The organism is Enterococcus sp. DIV2384 (assembly GCF_050534975.1).
In the GTDB taxonomy this organism is placed as follows: domain Bacteria; phylum Bacillota; class Bacilli; order Lactobacillales; family Enterococcaceae; genus Enterococcus; species Enterococcus faecalis.
Genome location: NZ_CP172905.1, coordinates 601,999 through 615,495, shown reverse-complemented (window position 1 = coordinate 615,495; position 13,497 = coordinate 601,999). Strand labels below are relative to the sequence as shown.

The window sequence follows — 13,497 nt, the reverse complement described above, 5'->3', positions numbered from 1 at the left end:
GGCATTAGAAAAGCCAAACGTGGTCGTTCAGCTTCACATTTATTATTAAACATAGAAATAGATCTATTTTATTTACTACGATTCAATTTTTCTCGTCATCTTCCGGCAATAGGTCATTCTATCATAGAATCCTATTTTCAGCAAGTTTTATGAAACTTATTTACTTTTCCAAAAGTGCATCGATGACTTCACGAAGTCCCATCCCGTTACTTCCCTTTAAAACCACCATGTCTTCTGGCTGTAAGACTTTTTTGACAGCTTCAATCAACTCATTTTTTTCTTCTTTTTTAAAAGAATGAATGTTAGCTGGTGCATAGGTTTCTTGCAATTTATCAGCTAAATAAGCCATTTCAGAACCATATAAAAAGACTTCTTCAATCGCATCTGGGGCTAAATGCTGCGCCATTGCTTGATGCATGCTAGCAGAATCAGGACCTAATTCCAGCATGTCTCCTAAAACAGCAATTCGTTTTCCTACTTTGGACATTTTGCTAAAACTGTCCAGAACAAGACCCATAGCTGTCGGATTGGCATTGTACACGTCACTTAAAATTTCGGCACCATTCGCTGCTTTCAGCCATTCTGTCCGATTTTTTGTTAGTTTCGCTGTAGCCAACCCTTTTTGAATCTCACTATCCGTTAATTGGAAATACCGACCAATGCCAATTGCGATTAATGCATTGGTGACATTATAGGTTCCTGGCATTGGAATCGTAAACGTCATTTGTGTATCACTGATTTTGAATGAGGTTTGCTCTTTGGCTTCATTTGTGACGATTCCTTGAAGTTGACTTTCCTGGCTAAAACCAAAAGTAATCACTTGTTGCGTGACTTTTTCCACCAATGGTTCTAGCAAAGGTTCATCGCTTGGCACAAATAAACTACCGTCTTTGGCTAAACCATCTACGATTTCCATTTTTGCTTGTGCAATGCCTGCTCGTGAGCCTAAATTTTCCACATGGGCTTCGCCAATCATTGTGATGGCGGCAACTTCTGGCTGAGCCAGATTGGAAAGGAAAGAAATTTCCTGAGCATGATCCATGCCCATTTCTAAAATCAGTTTTTCTGTTTCATCAGGCATGTGTAAAATAGTATAGGGTAAGCCAATTTGATTATTGTAATTGCCTTGCGTTTTGTAAGTCACAAACTTTTCAGATAACACAGCAGCAATCAAATCTTTAGTGGTGGTTTTTCCATTACTGCCAGTCACAGCGATGACATTCGGTTGCATTTTATTTAAATAATAGGTAGCTAATTTTTGCATAGCAACCAGTGGATCAGTAACATGCAAAACAGGCAATTGTTGCGGCGCATCGACTAAATCCTGTCCCCAAAAAGCGGCCTGACAGCCATTAGCCATGGCACTCTCAATAAAACGATGACCATCATTTTCACCTTGTAAAGGAACAAAGAGATTTCCTTTCACAATTTTACGACTATCAAATTCAATGCCTGTTAAAGGAAAATCAGGCCATTGTTGCCAATCATTACTGGCTTCAACCGCTTGCGCTACTTCCCAGAAGGTTAATTTCATTATGTTTTGCTCCTCTGACACAGGGACTGGGACATGCCAAAGTCTTGTCATGTCCCAGTCTTGTGTGATTTTTTCTTCTTAGTTATTATAAAATTCTTGGCGTTGTTTAAAACGATTCAAAGCTAACTGAATCAGTTCCTCAATTAAATCACTGTATTTCAAGCCCATATTTTCCCATAGTAAAGGATACATACTAAAGTCAGTAAAACCAGGCATGGTGTTCAATTCATTCAGGAATAATTCGTTTTTGCTTGTTAAGAAGAAATCACAGCGACTTAAGCCACTTCCATCTAACATAATATACGCTTTTTTAGCGTATTCTTGCGCTTGATGGGCTACTTCTTCTGGAACATGCGCTGGGATTTGCATTTCAATCGTGTTATTGATGTATTTTGCATCATAATCATAGAAAGCGACATCTTTCACCACTTCACCAGGTAAAGTCGTACGGACATCTTCATTTCCTAAAATGGCTACTTCAATTTCACGTGCTTCAATCCCTTGTTCAACAATTGCTCGGGCATCATAACGGAAAGCTTCTTCCAATGCTTCTTGCAATTCTTCACGATTTTCCGCTTTGCTAATTCCGACACTAGAACCCATATTGGCAGGTTTAACAAAGACCGGATAAATTAAAGAACCTTCACATTTCTCAAAGACTTCTTTTGGATTTCCTTTCCAATCACTTCTTAAAACTGGCACGAATGGTACTTGTGGAATGCCAACAGTTTGTAAAAGATATTTCGTCATGATTTTGTCCATTGCGTTAGCACTAGCTAAGACACCTGCGCCTACATAAGGCATATTAATGGTTTCCATGAATCCTTGAATTGTTCCATCTTCACCATTTGGCCCATGTAAAACAGGGAAAACAATCGCTTCTTCTTCATAAATTTCCGAAGGACTGATTCGTTTTCCTGAAAATTCGCCTGTTTCTTCAGGTGTTTGTGCCCAAGTTAAATGTAAAACTTCTTTATTTTGTGGTCGTTCAGATAAGAGAGGGCCTTTTACCCATTGACCGTCTTTACTAATAAAGACTAACTGTACTTGATAATATTTATAATAGATTGCATTTAAAACGGAATATGCAGACAAAACAGACACATCGTGCTCTTCACTTCTGCCGCCATACAACAAAATAATCTTCAAATGCTTGTCCTCCTAGTTTCTTTCCTGTCTTTTAGAAAAAATTATTTTTCAAATTATCCTTACTTATTTTAGCATAAAACCCAGTTTCATAATAGAAGCAAATTTAGTGAAGGAAAAATTCTTTGCTTGCCTTTTCCTTACTAAAGACTCCGTTCCACCAGCTCAATAAGGGCTTGTTTAAACGTTGTTCTATCTTTGTCTGTAAAAGGTTTAGGTCCTTTCGTTCGGCCACCTTTTCGCCGAATTTGGCCACTAAAATAGCGTTGTTCTAACAAGCCATCAATATTTTCTTTCGTATATTGATAACCCAGTTGATGTAAAACCGACACTCCCTTTGGCAAAACCAAGGAAGCTAAGCCATAATCTTGTGTAATTAAAAGATCCCCTTTTTTTATTAACTGCACAATTTTAAAATCAGCAGCATCCGCTCCTTTATCAACATACACAAAAGAGACATTTTCTGGATAATCTTTTAAGGAATAATGATCTACACTAGTAACAATCACCACATCCAAAGCTTTCTCTACAGCGACTTCAATAACCGTCTCTTTCACAGGTGAACCATCGCCATCGACAAAAATTTTCATTCATTTCCCTCGCTTCTTCCTTGCTCTAACCATTTGGGATGACGTTGAAAGTAGTGTTGTAATTCGTCAAAAACGACTTCTTTAACCACTTCATATAACTCTGTATTTCTTAAAATGGTTTTCGTTGCATCCGTGTAGCGGGGCTTTGGTATCGTAATGGCTAAAACAAAATCAAATTCTGCTAAAAAACTATCTGCTGTCACAGATAATGAATAATGTTGCTCCTCTAAAAATTGATTGAAGGCGGCCACTACGCCATCAAGAAAACCCTCATAGTGGGTTCCACCAAGACTGGGATAATGCCCATTAACAAATGTTTTTTGCACTTGCGGCGCATGATTTTTACTCAAAATAAATTGAACAAGGGCCAATTCTGTTTGCTTGGCTTGAATAATCGGTGCGGCTTTTCTAGTTAATGGGTTATCTTTTTCAAATAAATAATTACTTAAACCTTTAGGGTAATAACAAAGATTTTTTTGTTCCTCTTCTTGTGTTAAGAGAATCTTTAAGCCTGGATTCAACATGGCAATCTGTTGACATTGTTGTAAAACACGCATATAAGAAAGTGATTCTGTACCAAAAATTTGCGTATCTGGCCAAAACAAGACTTCAATTCGTTCCTGGGTTTCTTCAATAGGTAATAATAATCGTTTTTTCAATTGCCCTTGATGGTAAATAAAAATAGTCCGCTGTTTTTCTTGATCGATACTGATTCCTACTTGTTTTGAGAAGGCTTGTAAAACAGATAAATACAGAAAAGGTGGTTCTAAATCGACTTGCTTTTGTTCAAAAACAAGCGGTCGTGTGGAAGATACCTGAAAAGAGATTTGTTGACGCGATAACTGTATTGCAATTTTCCCTTGATTCTTTTCAATGAAAAACTCTAATAAACCGTTAATTGTCTGAACAAGTAAATTCTCTAAGCCGACTAAGCCAGTCGTTCCAATGAACGCTTCTGGTCGTTTTTGAATCCGTTCAATAAATTCATCATTTTCTAAAACTGTTAAAAGATGTGCAACACTCATCCTGCTGCCTCCTTTGCAATCTGTTTCTTTTAATTATAATGAAAAAAAGACCAGAAGAAAAGCCACACACGACTTTTCTTCTGGTTTTCTTCTTTAACGAATTAAATCAATATTCGGATGCTCGAGAACATGATTCACTTGTTTGACCGTTGTCAAAGGAATATCTCCTTGAATCGTATGTGCAAGGACCCCATTGACTGTGGCAAAGGTAACTGCCTTTTCTAACGACCAATTTTGGCTATAGCCATATAAAATCCCCGCCGCATAAGCATCACCAGCACCAATTCGATCAAGATTAAGAAGCGGTCTTTTTTCACTCCGTTGGTACTCATTTTGGGTATATAAATACCCACTTAAGTAGTTTTGATTTTGGGAATGACTTCTCGTTGTCCCAGCAAACCATTCCAAATTGTATTGAGACATGAAGCGCTGAATCAGTTCAGTTTCTTGTGCCTCACCTTCTAAATCTTCTCGCGGAATGAAACCTAATAGCTCGACCAAATCACGACGACTGCCAAAAACAATATCACAATAAGGTAAAATGCGTTCGTACTGTTGACGCATAAAGAGTGCGCTATTTGCTGTATTCAAACTAGGTCGATAATTAAAGTCAAAACAAACTTTCTTTTGACAGGCATGCGCCTTTTGAGCAAGTATCAAAGCAGCATCACGAGTTTTTTCAGTTAAACTTAACGAAATACCACAAATATGCACCATATCTACTTCCGCTAAAAAGGCCTCAAAATCGTAGTCCTTCGCCTCGCTGCTGCCAAAAGCACTCTGATGGCGATTTTGATAAGTTACTTGTGTGGGTCGGATTCCATAACCCATTTCTGCAAAAAAACTACCAATATGATCGCCCTTTTCTCCTACCCATTGATCTGAAATTCCTAACTTCCTTAGCGCTGCTTTGCCAGCTTCACCAAGACGATTGGCGGGTAATTTCGTAATCAATGCTGTTTCTAGTTGAAAATGAGCCAAATTTGCTAAGAGATTTACGCCAGTCCCTACAAAGTTCATTCTTAACTGCTCTGTTTGTTCTAACATTAGATACTCTGGCGGAGTGAAACGAAGCATGACTTCACCAAACGCAGCAATTTTCATCTTTGCCACCTACTTATTCAATGTGTTTTTCATCATGGTTAGTAACGTTTTCACGTCTTCTGTTCTAGTGTCCCCTGTTTCTTGATCGATAATTGAGCTGTAAACATGAGGAATGATTTTTTTAACGCCGGCATCCACCGCAATTTGAACAATTTCTTCAAAGTTTTCTAAATCAATGCCCCCTGTTGGCTCTAAATAAAAGTCATACTTGGCACAAGCTGCTGCTACTGCTTGGTATTCTTCTTTGTGAGCCAAGCCTTTCATCGGGAAATATTTAATGGAACTGCCCCCCATGTCTTTCAACAATTTGATGGCGGTTTCGATAGGCACTTCCGCTGCTGGCGCACCAGAGCTTAACGGACCTGTCGCAATGTTAACATAGCCAACTTTGCCTGTGGGTGAAACCAAGCCATTAATCACTGTTTCGTCTTGACCAAGTAAGGCCCGCGAAGCGCCGACACCTGTGAAGACTTGGTTCACGTGTTGCGGTTGTAGAACTTCTGATAAGCGAGCCACCATTTGACTTTGATTAGGATCGCCAGCCCCTAAGCCGACAGATAAAGCGTTGTTGGTTGCTGCTTGGTATTTTTTCATATCGTCAATGGCTGCTTCATCGGTTTCATAGTTTTTTGAAAGGACGCCTAACACAACATGCCCTTCTGCTGCTTCATAACAGGCTTGGGCATTTTCTACTGAATTGGCTAAGACGTTTAAACAAATGCGTTCTTCTAAATAATTAGGTTTTAATGACATGGCTTATTTCTCCTTTGTGTCCATAATTTCTTGTAATCGTTGCACGATTTTGTTCATTTCTTCTTGATTGACAGAACGAATGTCAAATTCAATGATGCCATTGTTGGCTTGATATTCTCGCGTATAAATGGCTGGACTTTCTGCTTTTAACGCTTGGATGACTTCCTTAGCGGTTTTTCTGCCGTCCACTTTGACACTGGCGCGATAAATGTCTCGGCCAGCGCCATCTTGGACGATTTTAGCGGTTAAATCTGACAAACTGTTGATGGCTTCAACAAACGGTTTTAAGCGTTCTTGCATCGAAGCCCCTGATTCACTGCCATGCGTCAAGTATTCTTCCACTGCTTGCGTAAAGCCCAAGATATTGTCTTTGCCAATTTTCATTGCTCGACCAATGCCTTTGCCTTGTAGGCGCACCCAATCAATGTATTCTTTTTTCCCGACCACTAAACCGGCACTTGGCCCTTCGATGGCTTTGGCGCCGCTGTAAATCACCAAATCAGCGCCTGCTTCAGTGTATTTGAAAAGATCTTCTTCTGCTGCCGCGTCAACAATTAGCGGCACCTTGTGGCGTTGCGCCACTTTGGCCGCTTCGGCCACCGTCAGCATACTTTTTTGCACGGTATGATGGCTTTTGATGTATAGAATGGCCGCTGTTTTTTCGGAAATCATCATTTCCACGTGTTCTGGACTGCACATGTTGGCGTAGCCAGCTTCCACTACTTGGCCGCCGCCTTGCGCTACCATGACCTCTACAGGCGTGCCGTAGTCCACGTTGTGCCCTTTAGGTAAAACAATCTCCCGTTGTTCGATTTTTTCTGTATAGGGATGATACGCGTGGTACAAGCTGCCTTTTCCAATCAAGGCAGCCACCGCTTGGGCAATCCCCGCCGAAGCCGAGGAAACGATTTGGGCATCTTCTACCTTCAACAAGTTGGCTAAAAAGGCCCCTGTTTGCAGACTAAGTTCACTCATTTCAAAGAAATGTTCACCACCGAATCGTTGCGCCGCTAGGACTGCCTCCGAAACTTTGGAGACACCTAGAATGGTCATTTTGCCAGAAGCATTAATGACTTCTTTTAAGTGGAATTTTTCGTAACTAATTGTCATAGATTTGTCCTCCAATAATTGTTTTGATTGGGCGAATTTGCTCTTTGGCTACTCGTGTCAATCCATTAGAATCAGTCAATGTTTTTTCTTCTGCTTGAATCGTGAAAATCGTTAAATCAGCATCTTTACCTATTTCCAACGTGCCTTTTTGCGTTAAATGGAAATTCTCAGCAGGAGCCTTGGTTACCTTTTCAATAATTTCTGGCCAATCATAGCCGACCACACGGAGTTTTTCCATCGTTGTGGCTAAATCATAAACAGGACCATTTTCTCGGTTACGGATGTAGATATCTGTGCTAATTGATGCAGCTTTCATTCCCTCGCGCAACGCTGTTTCAGCTACGTGAAAATTGAAACTATCCGTACCATGCCCGATATCAAATACGACTCCTTTGTTGAACGCTTGCCAAGCGAAATCTTTTATTTTATCCGTTGCTTGGTCTAAGATGCCATTTTCTTTCCCATTAAAACAATGGGTTAGGACATCCCCTTTTTCCATCAAGGCTAAAATTTCATCTAAATGAGGCGGTGCTGATCCAATGTGAACCATTAAGGGAATTTCTTGGTTCTCTTGCTGAATCTGTTTGGCCAATTCTAAAGGCGTAATGCCGTTATCGCCAATAACGGTCCTACTCATACGGGCTTTAATCCCTACAACAAAATCTGGTAATTCTTGAATCGCTTTTTTGACTAAACTCGCTTGTACTTTACTTAAATCTGCGAGTTCGTCCTGAGCAACGATGCCCCATTTAGAAATATTGACTAATCCAAAAACATTTGTTTTTGCTTGTTGCGCTAAGTCATAAAATTCATGAATGTTTTCAGCACCTGTTGTCCCAGCATCAATCACTGTCGTAACACCCTTTTTGACCCCAATTTCATCTGGATAATCATAATAAAGAGCCATTTTTTCAAAACAATGAACGTGATCATCTATCCAGCCTGCGGATACATAAGTACTTGGTTCTAAGTGGATAGTTTCTTTTGCAGAACCTGAAATAGTTGCTGCAACAGCAGCTATTTTTTCCTCTTTAATTGCAATTTCAACAGGCATACCATCTACTGTCTGTCCATTTTTTATAAGTAAATCGTAGTCCATATTCTTCCCTACTTTTCTATAAATCTAAATTTTGTCCAAGGCTTAATGAATTCTAATAATACAAGTTCTTCTTCTATAATACGCCCTACTCGATTTTTGCGTGAGTCTTGATGTGGTTCTAAAACGACTTGTAATTCATTTTTGTATTTTCCAAATGCATCATTTCCCACAACAACATCTCCAGGTTGTAGCATTGCTTGATTATCATGTGGGGGATTAGCTTCATTTTTATATTTTTTACGCACTTCTGTGGAACGAATCATCTGCTGAGTGATATCTCCACGGCGAAAATGTTGATTTTTTGTTACGATTTCTTTTTCAATTTCAGAAGTCGCTTCTTCAAAAACAATGGTCAATTCTGTTTGATAACGATTCAACTGACCCAATGCTTCTAATTCTTCGTTGGAAGCATAAGCATTTCCAATAACAACATCATCAATTAAATTTGTTGCAAATAAATGTTTAGCTTGAACAGTGACTGGCAACTGTCTATGCATTTCTAAAGTAGGTAGCCCATCATTCACATCCCAAGGACCAATTTCACCTACCTGAGATGAAATAAAAGCAGCTGTCCGAATCCCTTCCTTTTTAAAACGGATGCTACATTTTTCAAAGAAATCATACGGCAATGCAGTTCCCGCTTGTGGATAAAAGTTATGACAACCATATAAGAAAGGTCGATTCGCTTCATACGTCAAAATGTTATCAAGATAAGCAACATCATTACTCATATTCAGCTCAATAGCCACGCCAAATGGATTAAACGTCAACATGGCTTCTTTATTTCCATCAAAACCTGTATCCAACCGAATCCCATCAGCTCCTAATTCGCTGAAAAAAGTCAAATCATCATATGAAATTTCCAATTCATCAAAGATACTTGGAACGACATCTAAAATTGTTTCAAATCCTAAATTTTTCGCATAACTAATTAATTCTTTAAATTTTTTCTGAACCGCTTCTTTGCCATCGGTCACTTCTAACATACTCATAAAAATTCGAGTAAACCCACATTCGCTGGCTTTTTTTAAATACGCTTTATCTTGATTGATATCACTATGATCTGGATAAACTGATACACCTAATGCTCTTTTCATCTTCGTTCTCACACTCCGCTATTTTCAAATTTATTTCGAAATTTCCAAGCAATCACCGAGCTACACAGGATTGTTGTAGAGCCAACGAGCAATACTGATTGATTTAGAAATCCGCCAATTATCATGGAAAGAGTAATACAAACTGCCGTAAAAACCAACGTCTTTACCAAACCAAATTGATAAACAACAGTAGGCAACTGCCCTTTTTCTATAATAATTTGACTAACGATAAAAAAGAAAATGAACCAAATAATCATCTTATACGCTCCTGACTTTCTTCTCTGACTTAGAAGGGGCAGGATATTCATATCAGAACACCCGCCCTAACATTTTTTAATTTTTTGCTGCTTGTTCAGCTGCTAATTCTTCTGCTTCTTTATCCAATTGTTGTTTTTCATAAACTTTGAAAAATGGATAGTAGATAGCCATTGTAATTAAGAAGTTAACAATCACTAATACTGCGGCCGAGAAACTCCAATTGGTACTCATCCAAGCAGCAATTGGTGCTGGAATTGCAAACGCTAAGCGTGCAGCCATCATCGGAATTATATTAGCGACTGTTAAGAAATAAGATAACGTTGTGGTAATTAACGGTGCCACGATAAACGGAATACCTAAAATAGGATTCATTACGATCGGCGTTCCGAAAATAACTGGTTCATTAATATTAAACAAGCCTGGTAAGAACGATAAACGGCCAAGACTTTTCAGATACGTTGATTTAGAAAACATCATTAAAACAACTAAAGAAAGCGTAGTTCCAGCGCCACCAATCCAGATAAACCATTGTAAAAACTGTTCTGTAAAAATATTAGGTAACTGATGAACGTTTGCACCATTGGTAAAAGCTTCAAGGTTTTCTGCAATCGACATATCCCAGAAAGGACGAATAACTGGGCCCATAATCGCTGGACCATGAATCCCTAAAACCCAGAAGAAACAGATTAAGAAGACTGTTAGTAAGCCGCCAAATAAACTGTTACCAGCAAGGATACCTTTAAGTGGCATTAATAACGTACTCAAGAAACCATTCAAATCAAAACCAATTACGTGGCGAATAACCCAGAATAATAAAAGAATAACTGCTCCTGGAATTAACGCAATAAATGAATTTGACACTTCTGGCGGTACGCCATCTGGCATCTTAATCATAATATCTTTTTCAATAAAGAAGCGATAAATTTCAACAGATAACAGCGCTGTTACAATCGCACCAAATAAAGAAGCTGAACCTAAATTTGCTAAATTAATATAGCGCCCTGCTGTAATGACGTTGTCAACATCTTCAAAGACACGTGTTGGTGGTGCCGCTGTTACTAAAAAGGCCATTAATGCTAAAATTCCGCACGTCAAAGAGTCAAGCTTATAACTTTTGGCCAATGATGAAGCAATCCCAAATGTTGCATAAAGTGCAAGTAACCCCATCGTATAGCGGGAAGGAATATCTAAAATTGCTTGATAAGGTTCAATCAATTTTGTGTATGCCTCAATTGGAATATTTTGAAAAATTGTAAAGAATGAGCCCACAATTGTTAAAGGCATAGTTGCAATTAATCCTTTTCTAATCGCTGTCATATGGCGTTGCGAACCAAATTTATTCGCAATCGGCATTAACTTAACTTCCATCCACTGTACAAAACCATTCATTTGTTAATTCCTCCGTTCAACTAATAAAAATAATAATTATTTCGCATTTATAATAACATAGTAACATTATAATGTAAACGCTTATTCTTATTCATGACAGAGAAAGTGCAAAACAAAAGGCTTTTTCTGATTATAAAGAAACCGGGAATATTGCACCAAAAATCATTGCGCCTAAAATTGCGCCCCCAGCGATTGGTTTTTTCCAAATGTAAAAACCTAAAGCTCCTAATGTAGCACCAATCCCAATAGGAATCGAAGCACCCGCCGCACTCAAAATAATTAACGGGCCTAAGAAACGTCCTGAGGCATTACCAGCCCCCATCATCACATCCGCACCAAAAGTGGAATTTCCTTGATTGATAGTAAATTTCCGAATCAACACAATTACGCCACCAACTGCTAACCCTAGTAGCGCACCTGTTAAAAGTGCTAAGCCAAAGTTTTCTACAGGTGCTTTAATACCCATGCTGAGGAAAATTGCAGGTACGCCAATCCCAATCCCCGTTAAAATTGAGCCACCTAAATCTAAAATCCCGACTAAAGAACCTTCTAAAATTCGTGCAAACAGGAAACTTGCACCAAATGCTGCGGCAGCGCCATAAGAACCACCATCTAAACCAGCTTTTAGCATCGCAACAATTGAAACTTCATTAAAGGCGCCCACACCATAAACTACATACATATGTGTTCCTGCAAAAATTGCCGCTGACATAATCCCGACTAAAATCGGAAAGCCCCAATCAGCATACCAAAAACTTTTGCCTTTTAAACCTTCTTGAATTTCTTGTTCTTGTTGTGCCCATTCATTTTTTTCTTGCTGTTCCATCTATGAGACCTCCTTTTTTCTATTTAACGGTGAAGACATTGTGTAAATTATTTAACCATTGAGGAATAGACAAGCGGAAACTTTCGATCATTTCTAAGTCGAACCCTCGGAAGAAGCCACTTAAAATAAATAATAAGATAATGGCACCAAGCATGCCGCGTGTCATTCGGGTCCACCCTAAATCATCGACACCTTTACCGATTAAGATCCCTAATACAACTCCTGGGACAGCATTGCCCATGACTAATTGAGATAATCCGCCAAATAATGTTCCCCAGAAACCTGTCCGTTTTCCTGCATCTAAAGCCGCTAGCCAGAATAAAACAGGCATCACAGTATTGATTAAAATCGTTGCTGCAGGTACCAACACCGCAACTGCTGTTACTTGTAGCGATTCTGGAATTGCTGCAGCTGTACTATTTAAGAAAGCCACAGTCGCCATTCCTACAAAGGCCCCGACAATCCCCATTTTTTTGGGATTATGCATCGTTTTAGTGACATCTTTATCCTTTACCAATAAAATTGCTGCAGCCCAGTTAGGCACAATCCGGTGGGTCACATCTTGTGTAAAGGCCCCTGCTCCGACGGCCGAAGCCCAAGCATTAAAGAAAAAACCTAAACCAAAAGAAAAGTGTGATGCTGGATCTCCTTGTGCCGCGTTCATTTCTCCTAATGTTCTAAATGCCCCTAACCCTTGCGTTTGTGGTGCATGAAACATCCGAGCAGCGCCTGCGCCAGCTGCAAAACCTAGTAAACCACCAATAAGCAATGACTTCAGCAATATGATTACAAATTCCATTCCTTCTTCCTCCCTTTATACGCCTCTTTTTGAAAGAAACGGAACTACTACTGCGTTCGGTTCTTTAATTGTTTCCGTTAAAAAATCAACTTCTTCGACTGCAATGGCTTGGATTTCCACTTCTACAGCTAGTTCGACATGATAAATCACTCTCTTTCTAGGAAAGAAGAAGAACAGAAATTTTTCTGTATAAACTTGTTCTTTTGCCTGACGAATAGTTACTTCTTTCGGTTCAATCCGGATGAGGACCTCTGTTGTTTCTTTTAATACTTTTTTTGAAACATCATTCAATGCACTTGCAAAAGCTTCATTCTTCTTATTACCTTTTCCAGAAACAATCACGGTTTGTGTTGACCGTTTTGTGGCATCCATAATTACCGCTCCTTTCTAAGTTACTACTTTCTATGCTCCGTGTTTCTTAATAAATGCTTCAGTTACTCGTTTACCAAGTTCTTCCTGATCCATAAAACCAAATCCAAGAACAGTTTTCCCATCGTTAATTGCTGTTACCCCTTCTTCGATTGATCGCATGCCATGTCTTTCGGGATACCCGTATTTAGTAGCAGCCGTTAACGCCCCTGCACCACCACTGCCACAGAAAGAAATGCCTAAATCTGCCTTTTCTTGTTGCATCACATCTCCTAAATGCATATCAGCGCCCATTCCTGGAACAACAACCGCGCGACCACCGGCTTGCTCCACTCCTTTTGCAACATTTTGTCCTTTTCCTAAACGATCTGCGATAACTACTGTAATCATAACTTTTC

Annotated in this window: 15 protein-coding genes; all 15 read right to left on the bottom strand. The window is 39.2% G+C overall.

The window, feature by feature from the left end:
* Positions 1–160: 160 nt before the first annotated feature.
* Complete coding sequence (locus tag IGK54_RS02985) at positions 161–1,534, bottom strand: UDP-N-acetylmuramoyl-tripeptide--D-alanyl-D-alanine ligase (RefSeq protein ID WP_033660060.1); 1,374 nt, start codon at positions 1,532–1,534, stop codon at positions 161–163.
* Between the two features lie 78 nt (positions 1,535–1,612).
* Complete coding sequence (locus IGK54_RS02980; protein WP_002355721.1) at positions 1,613–2,683, bottom strand: D-alanine--D-alanine ligase; 1,071 nt, start codon at positions 2,681–2,683, stop codon at positions 1,613–1,615.
* Between the two features lie 140 nt (positions 2,684–2,823).
* Positions 2,824–3,270, bottom strand: coding sequence for a YaiI/YqxD family protein (locus IGK54_RS02975; protein WP_010775653.1), 447 nt, complete (start codon positions 3,268–3,270; stop codon positions 2,824–2,826).
* Positions 3,267–4,295 (bottom strand): hypothetical protein, encoded by a 1,029-nt coding sequence (locus tag IGK54_RS02970; RefSeq protein WP_002355719.1) that lies wholly within the window; start codon positions 4,293–4,295, stop codon positions 3,267–3,269. Before IGK54_RS02970 ends, IGK54_RS02975 begins: the two co-directional genes overlap by 4 nt.
* A 93-nt stretch (positions 4,296–4,388) precedes the next feature.
* Positions 4,389–5,399, bottom strand: a complete 1,011-nt coding sequence (locus IGK54_RS02965; protein ID WP_010819791.1) for a sugar kinase — start codon at positions 5,397–5,399, stop codon at positions 4,389–4,391.
* 9 nt (positions 5,400–5,408) lie between these two features.
* Positions 5,409–6,152, bottom strand: coding sequence for a 2-dehydro-3-deoxy-phosphogluconate aldolase (dagF, locus tag IGK54_RS02960; protein ID WP_104859283.1), 744 nt, complete (start codon positions 6,150–6,152; stop codon positions 5,409–5,411).
* 3 nt (positions 6,153–6,155) lie between these two features.
* Positions 6,156–7,262, bottom strand: a complete 1,107-nt coding sequence (locus IGK54_RS02955; RefSeq protein WP_430603184.1) for a DgaE family pyridoxal phosphate-dependent ammonia lyase — start codon at positions 7,260–7,262, stop codon at positions 6,156–6,158.
* Entirely contained in the window at positions 7,252–8,361 is a 1,110-nt protein-coding gene (locus IGK54_RS02950) for an amidohydrolase/deacetylase family metallohydrolase (RefSeq protein ID WP_010825059.1), read from the bottom strand. Before IGK54_RS02950 ends, IGK54_RS02955 begins: the two co-directional genes overlap by 11 nt.
* An 8-nt stretch (positions 8,362–8,369) precedes the next feature.
* Positions 8,370–9,458: a DUF871 domain-containing protein gene (locus tag IGK54_RS02945; RefSeq protein WP_002355714.1), complete on the bottom strand. Its 1,089-nt coding sequence runs from the start codon at positions 9,456–9,458 to the stop codon at positions 8,370–8,372.
* Between the two features lie 8 nt (positions 9,459–9,466).
* Positions 9,467–9,766 (bottom strand): hypothetical protein, encoded by a 300-nt coding sequence (locus IGK54_RS02940; RefSeq protein WP_016633063.1) that lies wholly within the window; start codon positions 9,764–9,766, stop codon positions 9,467–9,469.
* 25 nt (positions 9,767–9,791) lie between these two features.
* Positions 9,792–11,105 carry a PTS sugar transporter subunit IIC gene (locus IGK54_RS02935; protein WP_002358780.1) on the bottom strand — a complete coding sequence of 438 codons (1,314 nt, stop codon included), beginning with the start codon at positions 11,103–11,105 and terminating at the stop codon, positions 9,792–9,794.
* Between the two features lie 130 nt (positions 11,106–11,235).
* Positions 11,236–11,931, bottom strand: a complete 696-nt coding sequence (locus IGK54_RS02930; RefSeq protein ID WP_002361314.1) for a DUF4310 family protein — start codon at positions 11,929–11,931, stop codon at positions 11,236–11,238.
* A 19-nt stretch (positions 11,932–11,950) separates the two neighbouring features.
* Entirely contained in the window at positions 11,951–12,730 is a 780-nt protein-coding gene (locus IGK54_RS02925; protein WP_002355709.1) for a DUF4311 domain-containing protein, read from the bottom strand.
* Between the two features lie 15 nt (positions 12,731–12,745).
* Positions 12,746–13,102: a DUF4312 family protein gene (locus tag IGK54_RS02920; protein WP_002355708.1), complete on the bottom strand. Its 357-nt coding sequence runs from the start codon at positions 13,100–13,102 to the stop codon at positions 12,746–12,748.
* Between the two features lie 30 nt (positions 13,103–13,132).
* The gene (locus tag IGK54_RS02915; protein ID WP_010825058.1) at positions 13,133–13,489 is read right to left on the bottom strand and encodes a glycine-rich SFCGS family protein; all 357 of its coding nucleotides are present in this window, start codon (positions 13,487–13,489) and stop codon (positions 13,133–13,135) included.
* Between the last annotated feature and the right edge of the window lie 8 nt (positions 13,490–13,497).